Annotated in this window: 16 protein-coding genes and 1 pseudogene; 12 read left to right on the forward strand and 5 right to left on the reverse strand. The window is 73.8% G+C overall.

Translation table 11 applies throughout. The annotated features are described in order from the left end of the window. Window positions 1-13 precede the first annotated feature (13 nt). The 5 genes and pseudogenes from ilvB to ilvN all read right to left on the reverse strand — a co-directional run bounded on the left by ilvB (window position 14) and on the right by ilvN (window position 5,811). On the reverse strand, window positions 14-1,777 hold the full coding sequence (ilvB, locus tag QJR14_09860; GenBank protein MDI3317903.1) for a biosynthetic-type acetolactate synthase large subunit: 1,764 nt from the start codon (window positions 1,775-1,777) through the stop codon (window positions 14-16). A gap of 16 nt (window positions 1,778-1,793) precedes the next feature. Then, a complete protein-coding gene (gene leuB, locus QJR14_09865; GenBank protein ID MDI3317904.1) occupies window positions 1,794-2,969 on the reverse strand; it encodes a 3-isopropylmalate dehydrogenase in 1,176 nt (391 codons plus the stop codon). Window positions 2,970-3,010: 41 nt separating this feature from the next. Further along, window positions 3,011-4,159, reverse strand: a pseudogene (locus tag QJR14_09870) (2-isopropylmalate synthase). A 33-nt stretch (window positions 4,160-4,192) separates the two neighbouring features. Then, window positions 4,193-5,251 (reverse strand): ketol-acid reductoisomerase, encoded by a 1,059-nt coding sequence (gene ilvC, locus QJR14_09875; GenBank protein MDI3317905.1) that lies wholly within the window; start codon window positions 5,249-5,251, stop codon window positions 4,193-4,195. 35 nt (window positions 5,252-5,286) lie between these two features. Continuing rightward, window positions 5,287-5,811, reverse strand: a complete 525-nt coding sequence (gene ilvN, locus QJR14_09880; protein MDI3317906.1) for an acetolactate synthase small subunit — start codon at window positions 5,809-5,811, stop codon at window positions 5,287-5,289. A 728-nt stretch (window positions 5,812-6,539) separates the two neighbouring features. Between ilvN and leuC the strand changes: the two genes are divergently transcribed. From leuC to dhaM, 12 genes are all read left to right on the forward strand, one after another. Then, window positions 6,540-8,003: a 3-isopropylmalate dehydratase large subunit gene (leuC, locus tag QJR14_09885; GenBank protein ID MDI3317907.1), complete on the forward strand. Its 1,464-nt coding sequence runs from the start codon at window positions 6,540-6,542 to the stop codon at window positions 8,001-8,003. Then, on the forward strand, window positions 8,003-8,659 hold the full coding sequence (leuD, locus tag QJR14_09890) for a 3-isopropylmalate dehydratase small subunit (protein MDI3317908.1): 657 nt from the start codon (window positions 8,003-8,005) through the stop codon (window positions 8,657-8,659). The genes leuC and leuD overlap by 1 nt, the downstream gene beginning before the upstream one ends. Then, window positions 8,656-10,392, forward strand: coding sequence for a dihydroxy-acid dehydratase (gene ilvD, locus QJR14_09895; GenBank protein MDI3317909.1), 1,737 nt, complete (start codon window positions 8,656-8,658; stop codon window positions 10,390-10,392). The genes leuD and ilvD overlap by 4 nt, the downstream gene beginning before the upstream one ends. Window positions 10,393-10,404: 12 nt before the next feature. After that, the gene (locus tag QJR14_09900) at window positions 10,405-11,097 is read left to right on the forward strand and encodes a glycerol-3-phosphate responsive antiterminator (protein MDI3317910.1); all 693 of its coding nucleotides are present in this window, start codon (window positions 10,405-10,407) and stop codon (window positions 11,095-11,097) included. 291 nt (window positions 11,098-11,388) lie between these two features. Continuing rightward, window positions 11,389-12,099 (forward strand): MIP/aquaporin family protein, encoded by a 711-nt coding sequence (locus QJR14_09905; GenBank protein MDI3317911.1) that lies wholly within the window; start codon window positions 11,389-11,391, stop codon window positions 12,097-12,099. 10 nt (window positions 12,100-12,109) lie between these two features. Next, entirely contained in the window at window positions 12,110-13,606 is a 1,497-nt protein-coding gene (gene glpK / locus QJR14_09910; protein MDI3317912.1) for a glycerol kinase GlpK, read from the forward strand. Further along, on the forward strand, window positions 13,591-15,804 hold the full coding sequence (locus QJR14_09915) for an FAD-dependent oxidoreductase (protein MDI3317913.1): 2,214 nt from the start codon (window positions 13,591-13,593) through the stop codon (window positions 15,802-15,804). The genes glpK and QJR14_09915 overlap by 16 nt, the downstream gene beginning before the upstream one ends. Then, a complete protein-coding gene (locus QJR14_09920) occupies window positions 15,801-16,196 on the forward strand; it encodes a hypothetical protein (protein MDI3317914.1) in 396 nt (131 codons plus the stop codon). The genes QJR14_09915 and QJR14_09920 overlap by 4 nt, the downstream gene beginning before the upstream one ends. After that, window positions 16,193-16,540, forward strand: a complete 348-nt coding sequence (locus tag QJR14_09925) for a hypothetical protein (protein MDI3317915.1) — start codon at window positions 16,193-16,195, stop codon at window positions 16,538-16,540. The genes QJR14_09920 and QJR14_09925 overlap by 4 nt, the downstream gene beginning before the upstream one ends. Window positions 16,541-16,613: 73 nt before the next feature. Next, window positions 16,614-17,609 carry a dihydroxyacetone kinase subunit DhaK gene (dhaK, locus tag QJR14_09930; protein ID MDI3317916.1) on the forward strand — a complete coding sequence of 332 codons (996 nt, stop codon included), beginning with the start codon at window positions 16,614-16,616 and terminating at the stop codon, window positions 17,607-17,609. Between the two features lie 155 nt (window positions 17,610-17,764). Continuing rightward, window positions 17,765-18,445, forward strand: coding sequence for a dihydroxyacetone kinase subunit DhaL (gene dhaL / locus QJR14_09935; protein ID MDI3317917.1), 681 nt, complete (start codon window positions 17,765-17,767; stop codon window positions 18,443-18,445). Beyond that, window positions 18,445-18,837: a dihydroxyacetone kinase phosphoryl donor subunit DhaM gene (gene dhaM / locus QJR14_09940; GenBank protein MDI3317918.1), complete on the forward strand. Its 393-nt coding sequence runs from the start codon at window positions 18,445-18,447 to the stop codon at window positions 18,835-18,837. The genes dhaL and dhaM overlap by 1 nt, the downstream gene beginning before the upstream one ends. The last annotated feature ends 43 nt before the right edge of the window (window positions 18,838-18,880 follow it).

Below are 18,880 nucleotides of genomic sequence, written 5' to 3' on the forward strand. Positions count from 1 at the left end.
CGAAGCCGCGGGCTCAGGCCGGCCGGTGGACGGCCTGGGCAGGCCGGGAGGGACGGGGGCCCGGCTTCTCGAGGAGGACCTCGTCCAGCGCCGCCCCGGCGGGTACCATGGGGAAGACGTTCTCCTGCGCGTCGACCACCACGTCCACCAGCGCGGGGCCGCTGGAGGCGGCCAGCGCCTCCAGGGCCGGCTCCAGGTCGGCCGCCCGTTCCACCTTCCAGCCCTGCCAGCCGTAGGCCGCGGCCAGGCGGACCCAGTCCGGCAGCGGCTCCAGCATCACCGCCGAGTAGCGCTCCTGGTGGAAGAGCTCCTGCCACTGGCGGACCATGCCCAGGCTCCGGTTGTCGACGATGACCACGCGGAGCGGGAGCCCGTAGTTGACGGCGGTGGCCATCTCCTGGACGTTCATCTGGAAGCTGCCGTCGCCCGTCACCAGCCAGACCGGCCGCTCCGGCTCGGCGAGCTGCGCCCCGATGGCGGCCGGCAGGCCGAATCCCATGGTCCCCAGGCCGCCGGAGGTGACCAGCTGGCGCGGGCGCCGGAAGGGGAAGAGGAGCGCCGTCCACATCTGGTGCTGACCCACGTCGGTGGCGATGATCGCCTCGGGACCGGCCACGCGCGCCACCTGCTGGATCACCCCCTGGGGGCGGAGCGGCCGCCCCCCCTCGCCGCCCAGCTCCATGGGCGTCCGGAGGTTCCAGCCCTGGTGCGCCTGCCAGGCCGCCAGCGCCGCCCACCATGCGGACAGGTCGCTTCGACCCGAGGCGGACCAGATGGCCGCCAGCCGGTCGAGGAGCCGGGGCAGCACGCGGATCAGATCGCCCAGGACCGGCAGGTCTGCGCGCACGTTCTTGCCGATCTCCGAAGGGTCGATGTCGACGTGGACGATGCGGGCGTGGGGGGCGAAACGGGAGGCGTTCCCCGTCACCCGGTCGTCGAAGCGGAGCCCCAGGCCCAGGACGAGGTCGGCCTGGCTGACCGCCCGGTTGGCGGCGTAGGTCCCGTGCATGCCCACCAGACCGAGATGGTGGCCGTCCTCGGCCGGCAGCGCGCCAAGCCCCATCAGCGTGCTGACCGCGGGGAAGCCGGTCCTCTCCAGGAAGCGCCGCAGCTCCCCCGCGGCTCCCCCCGCCACGACGCCGCCCCCGACCATCACCACCGGCCGCTCCGCCTCCGCCAGCGCCCGCGCGGCCGCCTCCACCTGGGCCGGGTCGGGCTCCAGGCGGGGGTGGTAGCCCCGTCGCACCGGCGGAGCCTGGGGGTGGGGAAAGGCGGCCTCGGCCAGCATCACGTCCTTGGGCAGGTCGATCAGCACGGGACCGGGTCGCCCGCTCCGGGCCAGGTGGAAGGCCTCGTGCACCACCCGGGGCAGGTCGGCGGGGTTCCGGAGCGCGAAGTTGTGCTTGGTGACCGCCCGGGAGATGCCGAGGACGTCCGCTTCCTGGAAGGCGTCGGAGCCCACCAGGGCGCGGGCGACCTGGCCGGTGAGAGCCACCATCGGGACGGAGTCCATGTAGGCGGTGGCCAGGCCCGTGACCAGGTTGGTGGCGCCCGGCCCCGACGTGGCCAGGCAGACGCCCACCCGCCCGGAGGCGCGGGCGTAACCGTCGGCGGCGTGGACCGCGCCCTGTTCGTGGCGGACCAGGATGTGGCGGATCGGCGCATCCACCAGCGCGTCATAGATCGGGAGGACCGCGCCGCCCGGATAGCCGAAGATCACCTCGACGCCCTCTTCCTCCAGGCAGCGGAGGAGCTGGGCGGCCGCATGGCTGTGCACCTCGATCCCCCCTCGTCTACCGGCCGCCCGGGCGGGGGCGGGCCGGTGCGGCGGCTTCCGAGACCCCGGCCGGGTGCTCGCCCTCCGGCCGGGTCCGGCGTTCCAGCGCCTCGGCCACCCTGCGCCCCATCTCGGCGGTGCCCACCAGGCGGGAGCCCGGGCCGGCGATGTCCGGCGTCCGCCAGCCCTCGGACAGCACCTCGTCCACCGCCTGCCGCAGCTCCTCCGCCAGCCAGGGGGCCTGGAAGCTGTGCTCCAGGAGCATGGCCAGCGAGAGGATCATGCCCAGCGGGTTGGCCACCCCCTGACCGGCGATGTCGGGCGCCGAGCCGTGGACCGGCTCGTAGAGGCCCGGCCCGCCTTCCCCCAGGCTGGCGGAGGGAAGCAGGCCCAGGCTCCCCACCACCCCGCCCGCCAGGTCGCTCAGGACGTCGCCGAACAGGTTCTCCGTCAGGACCACGTCGAAGCGGGCGGGCTGGCTGACCAGGAGCATGGCGGCGCTGTCCACCAGCTGGTGCTCCAGGTGGACGTCGGGGTAGTCGCGGGCCACGTTGGAGACCACCTCCCGCCAGAGACGGGAGTTCTCCAGCACGTTGGCCTTGTCCACGCTGGTCACCTTGCGCCTGCGACGCCGTGCTGCGCGGAAGGCGACGTGGGCCACGCGGCGGACCTCTTCGGCGGTGTACTCCATGGTGTCGACGGCGCGGATCTCGCCGCCGGAGCCGACGCCGCGCCCGCGCGGCTGGCCGTAGTAGAGGCCGCCCGTCAGCTCGCGGACCACCAGGCAGTCGGTGCCGGCCACCACCTCCGGGCGGAGCGGCGAGCGGTCCTCCAGCCCCGGCCAGACCGTGGCCGGGCGGAGGTTGGCGTACACCCCCAGCTCCCGCCGGAGCGCCAGGAGGCCCGCCTCCGGCCGCAGATGACCCGGAAGGTGCTCCCAGCGCGGCCCGCCCACCGCCGCCAGGAGGACCGCGTCCGAGGCGCGCGCCGCCTCCAGCGTCTCCTCGGGAAGCGGTACCCCCCAGCGGTCGATGGCCGCGCCGCCGATCCAGCCGCGCCGGACCGCCACGCCCCGCCCGCTCCGCCTCTCCAACCAGGCGGCCGCGACCTCCAGCACCGCCTCGGTCGCCTCGCTCACCTCCGGCCCGATGCCGTCGCCGGGCAGGAGGAGAAGCCTCCACGCCTCGCTCATGCCGCGTCGCCTCCGTGGTCGGCCACGGCTTCGGCTTCCTCGCGCAGGCTCGCCTCCACCAGCGCCACCAGGTCGCCGTCGCGCACCTCCTTGGTCTGGTCGGTCAGGGCCTTGAAGCGGCGGAAGGCCGCCTCCAGCCGCTCCCGCTCCAGCCGGTAGCCGAGCGCCTCCAGCCGGGCGGCGAAGGCGTGCCGGCCCGAGTGCTTGCCCAGGACCAGGTTGGAGCTGTCCAGCCCGACCGCCTCGGGGTCCAGGATCTCGTAGGTGCGGCGCTCCTTCAGCACGCCGTCCTGGTGGATGCCCGACTCGTGGGCGAAGGCGTTGGCGCCGACGATCGCCTTGTTGGGCTGGACCGGCATGCCCGTCAGGCGCCGGACCAGCTGGCTGGCCGCCATGATCTCGCGCGTCTCCACGCCGGTGTACATCCCCAGCCGGTCGCCGCGGGCGGCGATGGCCATCACCACCTCTTCCAGCGAGGTGTTCCCGGCCCGCTCGCCGATGCCGTTGACCGCCACCTCCGCCTGGTCGGCGCCCGCCTGGAGGCCGGCCAGCGTGTTGGCCGTCGCCAGGCCGAGGTCGTTGTGGCAGTGGACGGAGAGGGTGACCCGCTCGATGCCGCGGACGCGCCGGCGGAGGGTGGCGATCAGCGCCCCGAACTCCTCCGGAAGCGTCCAGCCGACCGTGTCGGGGATGTTGATCACCGTGGCGCCCGCCTCGATCACCGCCTCGATGACGCGTACCATGTAGTCCGGGTCGGCGCGGCCCGCGTCCTGGCCGCTGAACTCCACGTCGTCGACGTACCGCCGGGCCTGGCGGACGGCGGCGACGTTCATCTCCAGGACCTCTTCCTCGCTCTTGCGCAGCATGCGCTCGAGGTGAATGCGCGAGAACGAGCTGAAGGTGTGGATGCGCGGCCGCGCCGCCTTCTCCAGGGCGCGCGCCGCCGCCTCGATGTCCCCGGGGTGGGTCCGCGCCAGCGCCGCCACCACCGGCTCGCGGACTTCCTGGGCGATGCGGGAGACGGCCAGGAAATCGCCTTCGGAGCTGGCGGGGAAGCCCGCCTCGATCACGTCCACGCCGAGCCGCTCCAGCTGGAAGGCGATCTCCAGCTTCTCCTCCGGGAGCAGGTTGACGCCGGGCGACTGCTCGCCGTCCCGCAGCGTCGTGTCGAAGATGTAGATCCTGCGCATGCCGGTGCCTCCTCTCCGCGCCTCCGGCGCCACCTAGCGGCTGGCCGCGCGGGCGGCCGAGGGCTGCTGCTGCCGGGCCTCCTCCTCCATGTCGGGAGGAAGCCGGTTCCCCGTCCACGGCATCATGGCGCGGAGCCGGCGCCCCACCTCCTCGATGGGGTGCTGCCGCTCCTGCCGTTGCCGCGCCCGGTAGACCGGGCGGCCAGCTTGGTTCTCCAGGATCCATTCGCGGGCGAAGGTGCCGTCCTGGATCTCGCCCAGGATGCGGCGCATGCTCTCCCGTACGTGGGCGTCGATCACCCGCGGCCCGCGCGTCATGTCGCCGTACTCCGCCGTGTCGGAGATGGAGTAGCGCATCCAGGGGAGGCCGCCCTGGTAGAGGAGGTCGACGATCAGCTTCATCTCGTTGAGGCACTCGAAGTAGGCGATCTCGGGCTGATAGCCGGCCTCGACCAGCGTCTCGAAGCCCGCCTTGACCAGCTCGCTCACCCCGCCGCAGAGGACGGCCTGCTCGCCGAAGAGGTCGGACTCGGTCTCCTCGCGGAAGGTGGTCTCGATGACGCCGGCCCGGGCGCAGCCGATGCCCCAGGCGAAGGCGAGGGCGAGATCCCACGCCTGCCCGCTGGCGTCCTGGGCGACGGCCAGCAGCGCCGGCACTCCCTGGCCCTCGCGGACCAACCGCCGGAACTCGTGTCCCGGCGCCTTGGGCGCCACCAGGAAGACGTCGATCCCCGGCGGCGGCACGATCTGCCCGTAGTGGACGTTGAAGCCGTGGGAGAAGCCCAGCGCCATCCCCGGCCGGAGGTTGGGCCGGATCGCCTGCTCGTAGAGGTCGCGCTGCGCCTCGTCGTTGACGAGGATGTGGACGATCTCCGCACGCCGCGTCGCCTCCGCCACGTCGAGGACGGGGAAGCCGTCCGCCTCCGCCCTCCGGGCGCTGGCGCCCGGGCGGACGCCCACCACCACCTGGACGCCCTGGTCGCGCAGGTTCTGCGCCTGCGCGTGACCCTGGCTGCCATAGCCGATCACCGCCACCACTTTCTCCCGCAGGAGCCGCGGATCGGCGTCGGCCTCGTACCAGATCCTGCCCATCGCTCTGCCCCCCATCCAAACCTTCCCGGCAGGCCCTAGAAGGCCGCCTCCGCGCGGCTCTCGGCCTCCGCCACGGGATCGGCGCGACGCTCGCGATCGAGCGCCACGATCCCGGTACGGGCCACTTCCTCGATGCCGAACTCGCCCAGCACCTCCAGCCAGGCGTCGATCTTGGCCGGGTCGCCGGTGGCCTCCAGCACCAGCGCGTTCCGGTCGACATGCACCACACGGGCGCGGAAGATGCCGGCCACCTGGAGCAGTTCGGAACGCCGGCCCGGATGCGCGCGCACCCTCACCAGCGCCAGCTCCCGGCGCACCGACGCCTCCTCCGCCACGGGCCAGGCTTCCAGCACCTCGACCAGCTTCTCGAGCTGGCGGCGGAGCCGCTCCCGGTCGCGCTCGTCCCCCTTGCAGACCAACGTGATCCGCGACACCGTGGCATCCTCCGTGGGCCCGACCGCCAGGCTCTCGATGTTGAAGCCGCGCCGGCTCACCAGGGAGGCGACCCTGGCCAACACCCCGGGCTCGTTCTCGACCCTCACCGCCAGCGTGAACTCCATGGCCTCACCCCCTTTCCGCCCGTTCCGGCTCTCCGGCCCCCGGCGCGACTCCCCGCCGGGGCGAAAAAAAGACCCCGCCCCTTGAAGGGGCGAGGTCTCTCGCGCCTCGCGGTACCACCCTTGTTCGCGGAGGATCGCGCCTCCGCCTCTCTTCCCGGTAACGGCCCGGTGTGTCCGGGTCGGCGCGCCCTACTTTCGCCCGCCTCCGGCCCGCTTCCGCACGGAGCGGAACGCCCGGTCGGGGCGGGGATGGTTCGAGCGCGCGGCTCGGGACGGAGGGCTCGTGCCTGGCGGAACCGGTTCGCAGCAAGCCCGGCTCTCTGTCTCCGCCGGCGGCACGCGCGCGGTCCCTCATCGCCTGGGATACGGTCGATTGTGGCGGGTGCGGGGCGGCCGGTTCCGGCCGGTTGTTGGCAGCGATGCTATCCAAGCGGTTGTCAGGAAGTCAAGGGGACGAAGCGGCGAATCCGCCCGAAAACGCAGCTCAAAGCAACCAAAGGGGCGCCTTTCGCCCTCTAGACCGTCCGGACTTGTGAATGGGCGAACTGCCTCGGGCGGATCGGAGCCGGCGCGGGAGCGGGGCGGCCAAGAAGAGGGCCGGCGCGGTGAGGCGCGGAGGCAGGAGTCCCGCCGCAGACTCCGTATACCTACCACCATCTCCGCGTCACCGGCCGGCCTCCGGCGCTCGTCCCCCTTGCGAGCTCGCGACGCGGAGAGGAGGCTGGCGCATGCCAGCGCGGACGCTCTTCGAGAAACTCTGGGAAAGCCATGTGGTGGAGGAGGAGCCCAGCGGGCAGGCGCTCCTCTACGTGGACCTGCACCTGGTCCACGAAGTCACCTCGCCCCAGGCCTTCGAGGGGCTGCGCCGGGCCGGTCGTCGCGTGCGGCGACCCGACCTGACGGTGGCCACGATCGACCACAACGTGCCCACGGAGCCCGGCCTCCTGACGCCCGACCGGATCGCCGATCCCGTCTCCCGGCGCCAGGTGGAGGCGTTGGCGGCCAACTGCCGGGAGTTCGGGGTGCCCCTCTTCGGCCTTGAGAGTCCCGACCGGGGGATCGTCCACGTCATCGGGCCGGAGCTGGGCCTCACGCAGCCCGGCAAGCTGATCGTCTGCGGCGACAGCCATACCGCTACCCACGGTGCCTTCGGGGCGCTCGCCTTCGGCATCGGTACCAGCGAGGTGGAGCACGTGCTGGCGACCCAGACCCTCTGGCAGCGCCGCCCGCGGACGATGGAGGTCCGCCTCGAGGGACGCCTCGCCCCCGGTGTCACCGCCAAGGACCTGATCCTCGCCTTCATCGGGCGCCACGGGCCGCGGGTGGGGCAGGGCTACGCCATCGAGTTCACCGGGCCCGTGGTGGAGGCGATGACCATGGAGGAGCGGATGACGCTCTGCAACATGGCCATCGAGGCCGGGGCGCGGGTGGGCCTGGTGGCTCCGGACGAGACCACCTTCGCCTACCTGCGCGGGAGGCGCTTCGCCCCCCAGGGCCGCGCCCGGGAGGAGGCGCTCTCCCACTGGAGGGCGCTGCGCAGCGACCCGGGGGCGCGCTACGACCGGAGTCTCACCTTCGACGCCTCCGGGGTGGCGCCGCAGGTGACCTGGGGAACCCACCCGGGCATGACCGTGGCGGTGACGGAGGCGGTCCCCGACCCCCGCGCCCTCGAGGATCCCGTGGAGCGGGCGGCGGCCGAGCGGGCCCTCGCCTACATGGGGCTCGAGCCGGGTACGCCGGTGGAATCGATCCGGGTCGACCGGGTCTTCATCGGCTCCTGCACCAACGCCCGCCTGGAGGATCTGCGCGCGGCGGCGGCGGTGGCGCGGGGGCGGCGGGTGGCCCCGGGGGTGCGCGCCATGGTGGTGCCCGGCTCGGAGGGCGTCCGCCGGCGGGCGGAGGCGGAGGGGCTCGACCGCGTCTTCCTGGAGGCGGGCTTCGAGTGGCGCGCCTCCGGTTGCTCGCTCTGCCTCGGCATGAACCCCGACGTCCTCCGGCCCGGCGAGCGCGCCGCCTCCACCTCCAACCGGAACTTCGAGGGCCGCCAGGGACGGGGCGGCCGGACCCATCTGGTCAGCCCGGCGATGGCGGCGGCAGCGGCCGTCGCCGGTCACTTCGTCGACGTGCGCCGCTGGCTGGACGGCGGGGAGAGCGGCCGGGCCGCGACGGCGGCCAGGGAGGCGGGTGCCTGATGGAGCGCTTCACCCGGCACACCGGGCTGGTGGCGCCGCTCGACCGTCCCAACGTGGACACGGACGCCATCATCCCCAAGCAGTTCCTGAAACGGATCGAGCGGACGGGTTACGGGCCCTTCCTCTTCCACGACTGGCGCTACCGGCCGGACGGCTCGCCCGATCCGGACTTCGTCCTCAACCAGCCCCGCTACCAGGGGGCCACCATTCTTCTGGCGCGGGAGAACTTCGGCTGCGGCTCCAGCCGCGAACACGCGCCCTGGGCGCTCCAGCAGTACGGCTTCCGGGCGATCGTGGCGCCCAGCTTCGCCGACATCTTCGAGGCCAACTGCCTGCAGAACGGGCTCCTGCCCGTCCGGCTGGAACCCGAGGCGGTGGAGGAGCTCTTCCGCCGGACCGGTGACCAGCCCGGCTACCAGCTGACGGTCGACCTGGAACGGGAGGAGGTCCGCGACGCCTCCGGCTTCGTCGCCGCCTTCCGCGTCGATCCGGAGAGGAGGCGGCGGTTGCTGGAGGGAGTGGACGACATCGACGTGACGCTCGCGCGGGAGGCGGCCATCGCCGCCTTCGAGGCGCGGCGGCCGAGCTGGTCGGAGATCGCTTGGGCGGCGGCCGGGGAGGCCGCCGGCCCGGGACGGGGGGGACGGGAAGCATGAGTGTGCAGGGGACCGAGGCGGGAGCGGCGATGCGGGCGCGGAGCGCCGGGCTTCTGGACGGTCGCGACCGGGCGGCCGCCCGGGCGATGCTGAAGGCGATCGGCTACACCGACCGGGATCTGCGCCGGCCGCTGGTGGGCGTGGCCAACACGTGGATCGAGACGATGCCCTGCAACTTCCATCTGCGCCGGCTGGCGGAGCACGTCAAGCGCGGCATCCGCGAGGCGGGCGGCACGCCCATGGAGTTCAACACGGTGGCCATCAGCGACGGGGTCACCATGGGCACCGAGGGAATGAAGACCTCACTGGTCAGCCGCGAGGTGATCGCGGACTCCATCGAGCTGGTGGCGCTGGGCCACATGTTCGACGCGCTGGTGGTCCTGGTCGGCTGCGACAAGACCATCCCGGGCGGGGCCATGGCGCTGATCCGGGCGGACGTCCCGGGCCTCGTCCTCTACGGCGGTTCCATCGCCCCGGGGCACTTCCGCGGCCGTGACGTCACCATCCAGGACGTCTTCGAGGCGATCGGCGCCCATGCGGCGGGCAAGATCACGGACGAGGACCTGAAGGAGCTGGAGGACGCCGCCTGCCCGGGCCCCGGCGCCTGCGGCGGCCAGTACACGGCCAACACCATGGCCATGGCGCTGGAGTTCCTCGGCCTCTCGCCCTTCGGTTCGGCGGGGGTGGCGGCCGCCGACCCCTACAAGGACCGGGTGGCGGAGGAGGTGGGGCGCAGGGTGATGGGCGTGCTGGAGCGCGGCCTCCGTCCCAGCGACGTGCTGACGCGCGGCTCCTTCCTCAACGCCATCGCGGCGGTGGCCGCCACCGGCGGCTCGACCAACGCCGTCCTGCACCTGCTGGCGCTGGCGCGGGAGGCGGGGGTGGAGCTCACCATCGACGACTTCGACACGGTCAGCCGGAGGACGCCCATCGTGGCCAGCCTCCGGCCGGGGGGAGCGTTCACCGCCGTCGACCTGGCGAGGGCGGGGGGCACCTCCTACCTGGCCCGGGAGCTGATCGAGGCGGGTCTGGCGGACGGGGGGCAGCGATCGATGACCGGGGAGACGCTGGCCGAGCAGGTGGCAGGTGCCGAGCCCGCGCCGGGCCAGCAGGTCCTCCGCCCGGTGGACGAGCCCTTCAGCCCCACGGGCGGCCTCGCCGTCCTTCACGGCAACCTGGCGCCCGAGGGGGCCGTGGTCAAGCTCGCCGGCCACGAGCGGCTCCATCACCGCGGTCCCGCCCGCGTCTTCGACTCCGAGGAGGAGGCGATGCGGGCGGTGACCGGCGGCCGGCTCCGGCCCGGGGACGTGGTGGTCATCCGCTACGAGGGGCCGGCGGGCGGACCCGGCATGCGCGAGATGCTGGGGGTGACGGCGGCCATCGTGGGCGCGGGCCTGGGGGAGAGCGTCGCGCTGGTGACGGACGGGCGCTTCTCGGGGGCCACCCACGGTCTGATGGTGGGTCACGTGGCGCCGGAGGCGGCGAGGGGCGGCCCCCTGGCGCTCCTCCAGGAAGGCGACACCGTGGTCATCGACGTCGAGGCGAGACGGCTGGACGTGGAGCTGAGCGAGGCGGAGATGGAGGCCCGCCGGGGGCGTTGGACGCCGCCCGCGCTCCGCTACCGGTCGGGCGTCCTGGCCAAGTACGCGGCGCTGGTCGGTTCGGCCGCCGAGGGCGCGGTGACGCGCGTCCCCGGTCGGGAGGGGCAGGCCTGGCCGCCAGCGGCGCGCTGAGGGGGAGAGGCTTTGACGGGCGGAGGGCGCGGTACCGCCGCCGGCGGAGGGACAGGCCGGCTGGAGCGGCTGCTGGGCGGGCAGCGGGTGATCGCCGCCGTGCGGACGGCGCGCGAGTTCCAGCGCGCGCTGTCCGCGCCGCCGCGCCTCATCTTCCTCCTGGAGAGCCGGCTGGTGCAGCTCCCGGGCCTGGTCCGGGAGGCGCACGGGGCGGGCAAGGCGCTCTTCGTCCATGGCGACCGCGTGGAGGGACTCAGCCCCGACGAGGCAGGGGTCGACTTCCTGGCCACCAGCGTGGTCCCCGACGGGCTCATCTCCACCCACCCGGCGGTCATCGCCGCCGCCCGGGCGCGGAGGCTGCAGGCCGTCCAGCGGGTCTTCGCCCTGGACAGCGCCGGCTTGGCCTCCGCCCGGCGGTTGGCGGCACAGGGAGAGGCGGACGCGGTGGAGATCCTGCCGGGTCTGCTTCCTCGCGTGGTCGCGCGCTTCGCGCGGGAGATGGGGCGGCCGGTCATCACCGGCGGTTTGCTGGAGAGCCGCGAGGACGTGGAGGCGGCGCTGGCGGCCGGGGCTCGTGCCGTCTCCGCCAGCTCGGAGGCGATCTGGCAACTGGCGGACGAAATGGAGAAAGAGCGTTTCGGTCACCGGGAGGAGTCGGCCGTGGAGGGACGAATAGAGGGTCTCACAACCAGTTCCGATTCGTGATCGGAGCGACGGGCAGAGAGGGAGAGGTCCCGCCGCGCGTGCCTGGCATCGTCGGTGCCGGGCCGGGTGGCCGCGGGGCCTCTCTTCGTTACGTCCGCGCGAGAAGTCCCGCGATCCGGACCGGCAGGTGGGAGGGCCGCCAGGCGATGCGTGGCGGCCCTTTTCTGTTGGGCTTGGCGGGCATCGTGGCACACACCCAGTCCGCCCGGGGAGGGGGTGAGCGGCGAGGGGGCGGGTGGACCCGAGCCCGAGGCCAAAGACGCGGCATGCTCGTGGGAGGCGATGATGCACGTGTCACCCTACCTGGCCGAGTTCGTCGGTACGGCCATCCTGATCGTGCTGGGCGACGGCGTGGTAGCGAACGTCCTTCTGAATCGGTCGAAGGGACAGAACGGCGGCTGGATGGTGATCACCACAGGGTGGGCCCTGGCCGTGGCGATCGCCGTCTACGCGGTCGGCTGGATCAGCGGCGCGCACATCAACCCTGCCGTCACCGTGGCCCTGGCCGCCATCGGCAGGTTCCCCTGGTCGGAGGTGCCGGGCTACATCGTGGCGCAGGTGCTCGGCGCCTTTGCGGGCGCGGTCCTCGTCTGGCTCGCCTACCTGCCGCACTGGGGTGAGACGGCCGATCCCGACCTGAAGCTGGCGGTCTTCTCCACCATGCCCGCCGTGCGCAACTACCCCCTCAACTTCCTGACCGAGGTGATCGGCACGGCCGTGCTCGTCCTGGGCGTCCTGTTCATCCCCGACCGGCACAACGCCATCGGGGGCGGCCTGGTGCCGCTGCTGATCGGCGTCCTCGTATGGGCGATCGGCCTCTCGCTGGGCGGTCCCACCGGCTACGCCATCAACCCGGCCCGCGACTTCGGCCCGCGCCTGGCGCACGCCGTCCTTCCCATCCCGGGCAAGCGCGACTCGGACTGGGCCTACGCCTGGATACCGATCGTGGCCCCCCTGGTGGGCGGCGTCCTGGGCGCGCTGCTCTTCCATGCCATCTGGTGAGGTGATGTCGATGTCAGGCAAGTACGTCCTGGCGCTGGACCAGGGAACCACCAGCTCGCGCGCCATCGTCTTCGACCCCGACGGCCGCGTGGTGGGCATGAGTCAGAAGGAGTTCCGCCAGATCTTCCCCCAGCCCGGCTGGGTGGAGCACGACCCCGAGGAGATCTGGCAGAGCCAGCTGGAGACCGCCCAGGAAGCGTTGCGGAAGGCGCTGATCGAGCCCTCGGACCTGGCGGCCATCGGGATCACCAACCAGCGCGAGACCACCATCCTCTGGGACCGCGGCACCGGCAAGCCGGTGACGAACGCCATCGTCTGGCAGGACCGGCGGACGGCGCCCATCTGCGACCGGCTGCGGGAGGAGGGTCGGACCGAGTGGTTCCGCGAGAAGACCGGCCTGGTGGTCGACGCCTACTTCTCCGGCACCAAGGTGCAGTGGATCCTGGACCACGTGCCGGGTGCCCGCGAGCGGGCGGAACGGGGCGAGCTGGCCTTCGGCACCGTCGACAGCTGGCTCATCTGGAAGCTGACCGGAGGAAGGGTGCACGCGACCGACTACTCCAACGCCTCCCGCACCCTCCTCTACAACATCCGCGAGCTCCGCTGGGACGAGGAGATCCTGCGCGAGCTGCGCATCCCGGCCTCGCTCCTCCCGGAGGTGAAGCCCTCCAGCGGTCGCTTCGGCGAGACGGACCCGGGCCTCCTCGGCGCCGCCATCCCCATCACCGGGGTCGCCGGTGACCAGCAGGCGGCCCTCTTCGGGCAGGGCTGCTACGAGCCGGGCATGGCCAAGAACACGTACGGCACCGGCTCCTTCGTGCTGCTCAACACCGGCGAGCAGCCCGTCCCCTCGGCCCACGGGCTGGTGACCACCATCGCCTGGGGACTCGGCGGCCGGGTGGTCTACGCTCTGGAGGGGAGCATCTTCGTCACCGGTGCGGCCGTCCAGTGGCTCCGCGACCAGCTGGGCATCGTCCGGACCGCGGCCGAGACCGAGGAGCTGGCCAGGTCGGTGGAGGACACCGGCGGCGTCTACCTGGTCCCGGCCTTCGTCGGCCTGGGTGCGCCGTACTGGGACGCCTACGCCCGCGGGACGTTGATCGGCGTCACCCGGGGTACCGGGCGCGCCGAGATCGCTCGCGCCACGCTCGAGTCCATCGCCTACCAGAGCCGCGACGTGCTCCAGGCGATGGTGGAGGATGCGCGCCAGCCGCTGAAGAGCCTGCGCGTGGACGGCGGCGCGTCGATGAACAACTTCCTGATGCAGTTCCAGGCCGACATCCTGGACGTGCCCATCCTGCGGCCGGTGATCGCCGAGACCACCGCCCTGGGGGCCGCCTACCTGGCAGGACTGGCGGCGGGCGTCTGGGAAGACGTGGACGAGCTGGCGGCGAAGTGGCAGGTGGACCGCCGCTTCGAGCCCTCCATGCCCGAGGAGCGCCGGCAGGCGCTGCTGGAGGGCTGGCGGCGAGCGGTGGAGCGGGCCCGGGGGTGGGCGAGCGCCTAGACCTGGCCCGCCACCCGAACACAGGGAGAAAGCGGGGTATCAAGGCGACGAGATCCGATCCGGTCGAGCAGGTGAAGGGACGCTCGGAGGGGGAGCCGGTGGTGGTGATCGGCGCCGGCTCCACCGGCGCGGCGCTGGCCTACGACCTGGCGCTGCGCGGGCTGCCGGTGCTGGTGCTGGAGCGGGGCGAGCCCGGCTCCGGCACCACCGGCCGGAACCACGCCCTGCTCCACTCCGGCGCCCGGTACGTGGTCAGCGACCCGGAGTCGGCCCGGGAGTGCGCCGTCGAGAACCGCATCCTGCGCAGGATCGCGCCGGAGGTGGTGGAGCGGAACGGCGGCCTCTTCATCGCCCTGGACGAGGAGGATCTGGCCTACCGGCCGCGCTTCCTGGAGGCGGCGGAGGCGGCGGGTGTCCCGGCGCGGGAGATCACGCCCGAGCAGGCGCTGGCGCTGGAGCCCGAGCTCAACCCCGGGCTGAAGGCGGCGGTCCAGGTCGAGGACGCGGCGATGGACCCCTACCGGCTGGTCCTGGCCTGGCTGGCCAGCGCCGAGGCCTACGGCGCGGTGGTGCGGCCCTACTCGGAGGTGACCGGGGTCCGGGTGGAAGCCGGCCGCGTGCGGGGGCTGGAGGTTCACGACCTCCGCTCCGGGCGGCTCTACTTCCAGCCTGCAGCCCTGGTGGTCAACGCGGCCGGGCCCTGGGCCGGGCGGGTCGCGGCGCTGGCCGGCGTCCGCGTTCCCGTCGTGCCCAGCCCGGGGGTGATGGTGGCCACCGCCGTCCGGCTCAACCGGCGGGTGGTCAACCGCCTCCGCCGTCCGGGGGACGGCGACATCATCGTCCCCCAGCGGCAGGCGTCGCTGATCGGGACCACTTCCTGGACGGTGGAGGAGCCGGACCTGCTGGAGGTGCCACCCGAGCACGTGGCGCTGCTGATCGAGCAGGGAGCGCAGCTGATCCCCGCCGTCCGGGGCGCCCCCCTGCGCGCCGCCTTCGTGGCGGCGCGGCCGCTGGTGGCCGGCAACGTGGAGGAGAGCGGGCGGGAGATCTCGCGGACCTTCCAGACGTTCGACCACGAGAGCCGGGACGGCGTGCGCGGGCTGATCACCATCGCCGGCGGCAAGACCACCACCTCGCGGGCCATGGCCGAGGCGGCGGCCGACCTGGTCTGCCGGAGGCTGGGGTTCGAGGCGCCCTGCCGGACGGCGGAGCTGCCGCTCCGGAGCTACCGCCTCTACCGGCCGGCGCCGCCCGTGGAGTCGGGGAGGAGCCACCGGCCGGAGGGGCGACCCGGTCCGGGGGTGCGGCCCCGCAGCGCCGCGGCTCTGGCGGGCCCGCTCCCGGCACCGGCGTCCCGGGGGGCCCGCCCCTATCCGGTCCGCCTCCGCCTGCGGCGGAGCCCCCGCCTGGGCGGCGGGGGCGGCGAGGGCGAGAAGGGCGACGAGGGGAGAGCCCGGTTCGAGGAGGTGAGCGTGGAGGACGCATCGGGGGAGACGCTCCTCGACCTTCTGGAGCGGCTCCGCTTCGGTCCCGTGCCGGACCTGGTCTACCGGGCGTCCTGCCATCACGCCAACTGCGGCAGCTGCGCGGTGGAGGCGAACGGCGTGGAACGGCTCGCCTGCGTCGCCCGGGTGGAGGACCTGGTGCCGCCGGGAGGACTTCTGACGCTGGAGCCGCTCGGCTCCCTGCCCTGGGTCGCCGACCTGGTGGCCGACCTGAGCCCCCTCCGGGCGCGGCTGGCGGGGTTGGAGGCGCCCCCCAAGGCCGTCCTGGAGGGGCCCGGGGGCGGCGACGCAGGGGAGCCGGGGGGCGAACGCTTCCCGGACTGCATCGAGTGCGGCGCCTGCCTGGCAGCCTGCCCGGTGGTGGCGAGCGATCCGGCGTACCTGGGGCCGGCTCCGCTGGCGGCCGCCCTGCGCGCGGTCGGCCAGGCGGCGACCCCCGCGGAGGCGGCCGCGCGGCTGGCGGCCGTGGACGGTCCCGAAGGCGTCTGGCGCTGTCACCAGGCCTTCGAGTGCAGCGAGGTCTGCCCCGCCCACGTCGACCCGGCGGGGGCGATCCTGGCGCTCCGGCGTCTCTCGGCGCGGCGGCACCTGGGCCTGGGCGCCCGCCTGGAGCCGCGGGCGCCGGAGCCGCTTCTGGCGGAGGAGGGCGGCCGGGGCGGGGGCGGCCCGGCAGAGAGGAGGTCCCGCCCGTGAGCGCGCGGGAGTGGCGGCGCTGGTTCGCTCCCCGGCGGCGGGCGCTGGGCAGCTGGGCCTTCGCCCTCAACCGCTTCAGCGGCCTTCTCCTGGCCGCCTACCTGCTGGTCCACCTCGGCGTCCTCAGCCTCCTCCGCCGGCAGAGCGACAGCTACGACGCCTTCGTCCACGCCGTCAGCTCACCGCCGGCCCTGGTGGCCGACCTCCTGCTGGTGGCGGTCGCCCTGGGGCATGGGCTCAACGGCGTGCGGCTGATCGCCCTGGGGCTCGGCGCCCGGCCCGAGCGGCAGAAGCTCTGGTTCTGGGGGCTGATGGCGGTGGGCGTCCTTCTCTTCGCCTACGCGGGCTACCGCATGCTGGGGCCGGTCATGGCGGCGGGGGTGAGCGGATGAACCACTCGTACTCCGCATGGGGTTGGATTCTGCAGGCCGTCTCGGGAGCGCTGCTCCTCTTCTTCCTGGGGGAGCACATCGTCATCAACCACTTCTCCGGGCTGCTCACCCGGGCGGAGGTGATCGGCCACCTGCGCAACCCCTGGTGGTGGGTGGTGGAGAGCGGCTTCCTGGTGACGGTCACCTTCCACGCGCTGGCGGGCATCCGGGCCGTCCTCTTCGACCTGGGTCTCGACGCCGGCTGGCGACGGCGGGTGACGCTGGGAGCATGGCTGTTGGGCGCGCTGATGGTGGGCTACGGGCTCTGGCTGACCTGGGGCCTGGTGGCGCAGGGCGGCGCCTGAACACCGGTGGACCGCCCGCGCCGGCGGTCGGCCGCGGGCGCCGCCAGGCGCGATGAAAGGGAGGGTGGCAGGGATGAAGAAGCTGATCAACCGGGTCGAAGACGTGGTCGACGAGATGCTGGACGGCTTCGCGGCCGCCCACGCGGACCGGGTCCGGCGGCTGGAGGGGACGCAGGTGATCGTCCGCGCCGACGCCCCGGTCCGGGGGAAGGTGGCGCTGGTCTCGGGCGGCGGCTCCGGCCACGAACCGGCTCACGCCGGCTACGTGGGCGAGGGCATGCTGGATGCGGCGGTGGCCGGGGCGGTCTTCACGTCGCCCACCCCGGACCAGGTGCTCGCGGCCATCCGGGCGGTGGACGGCGGCGCCGGCGTCCTCCTGATCATCAAGAACTACACCGGCGACGTGATGAACTTCGAGATGGCGGCGGAGATGGCGCGGGCCGAGGGCATCCGGGTCGAGCAGGTGGTGGTGGCGGACGACGTGGCGGTGGAGAACTCCACCTTCACCACGGGGCGCCGTGGCATCGCCGGCACCGTCCTGGTCCACAAGATCGCCGGCGCGGCGGCCGCGGCGGGGAGGAGCCTGGACGAGGTGAAGGCGGTCGCGGAGAAGGTGATCGCCAGCGTGCGCAGCATGGGCATGGCGCTCTCGCCCTGCACCGTGCCCGCCGCCGGCAAGCCCACCTTCGAGCTGGCCGAGGACGAGGTGGAGATCGGGATCGGCATCCACGGCGAGCCCGGGGTCCGGCGCGAGGCGCTCCGGCCGGCACGGGAGATCGTGGCCGAGCTCGCCGCCAAGGTGCTGGACGACCTGCCCTTCCAGCGGGGCGACCGGGTGGTGGCGCTGCTCAACGGCATGGGAGCCACGCCGCTGAGCGAGCTGTACGTGGCCTACCACGAGCTGCGGGCGGTGCTCCGGGAGCGGGGCGTGGAGGCGGCGCACAGCCTGGTGGGCGAGTTCATGACCTCGCTCGAGATGGCCGGCTTCTCGGTGACGTTGCTCAGGCTGGACGACGAGCTGGAGCGCTACTTCCTGGCGCCGAGCCAGGCGGTCGCCTTCCGGCGCTGATTCCGGGGAAGGAGCGGGCGGCGGAGGCCGGGCGCGGCGGAGCCCGGGAGAGCGCAGACACGGGGGAGACACGGGGAAGAGACGTCTACCATGAGGTACGCGCGGCGTCCGGCTTCCGCCGGGCGCCGCGGTGCCGGGGAGGTGCCCGGAATCGGATGGCGGAGGAGATGGACCTGGAGCTGGCTCGCGCCGCGATCCGCGCCATGGCGGCGGCCATCCGCGAACATGCGCAGGAGCTGACCGACCTGGACGCGGCGATCGGCGACGCCGACCACGGAACCAACATGGACCGCGGCTTCCAGGCGGCCTTGGCGCGGCTGGACGGCGGCCAGGGAGACCTGGGCGGTCTCCTGCGGGACGTGGCCATGGCGCTGATCTCCACCGTGGGTGGCGCGTCGGGACCGCTGTACGGGACCGCCTTCCTGCGCGCCTCGACCCCCCTGGCCGGGCGGTCGGCGGTCTCGGCGGCAGAGGTGGAGAAGGCCCTCGCCGCCGCCGTCGAGGGGGTGCGTGAGCGGGGCGGTGCCGCGCCCGGGGAGAAGACCATGGTCGACGCGCTGGTGCCGGCCCTGGAACGCTTCCACGCCGCGGTGGAGCAGGGCGCCGGCCTCGCCCGGGCGCTCGCGGCGGCGGCGGAGGGCGCCTGGCAGGGGGCGAGGCAGACCGTCGACCTGGTGGCGACCAAGGGGCGCGCCTCCTACCTGGGCGAGCGGTCGCGGGGTCATCAGGACCCGGGCGCCACCTCCTCGGCGCTCCTCCTGCAGGCGGCGGCACGGGCGCTGGCGGGCGAGGGGGAGCGGCGGGCGGCCGGCGGTCCGGGCGGGGGCGCCGGCTGATGGTGGGGCTGGTGCTGGTCTCGCACAGCCGGCGGCTGGCCGAGGGGCTCGAGGAGCTCCTCCGCCCGCTGGCGGGCGACGTGCCGCTGGTGCCGGCGGGGGGCACCTCGGACGGCCGCCTGGGCAGCGACGCCACGCGGGTCGCGGAGGCTTGCCGCCAGGCGGACCGGGGCGACGGCGTCCTCGTCCTGGGGGACATCGGCAGCTCCATCCTCAGCTCGAAGCTGGCGCTGGAGCTCCTGGCCGCCTCCGACCCGGCGATCCGGGTCCGCATCGCCGACGCGCCCCTGGTGGAGGGCGCGGTGGCGGCGGCGGTCCAGGCCAGCCTGGGCGACCCGCTGGAGGCGGTGGTGCGCGCCGCCGAGGAGGCGGGCCGTCAAGCCAAGCTGTGAAGGGTCCGATCCGGGAAGAGGGTGGAGCCCTGGGACGAAGGGG

The sequence above is a fragment of the Bacillota bacterium genome, from assembly GCA_029961055.1.
Lineage (GTDB): Bacteria > Bacillota > Sulfobacillia > JAIMAT01 > JAIMAT01 > JAIMAT01.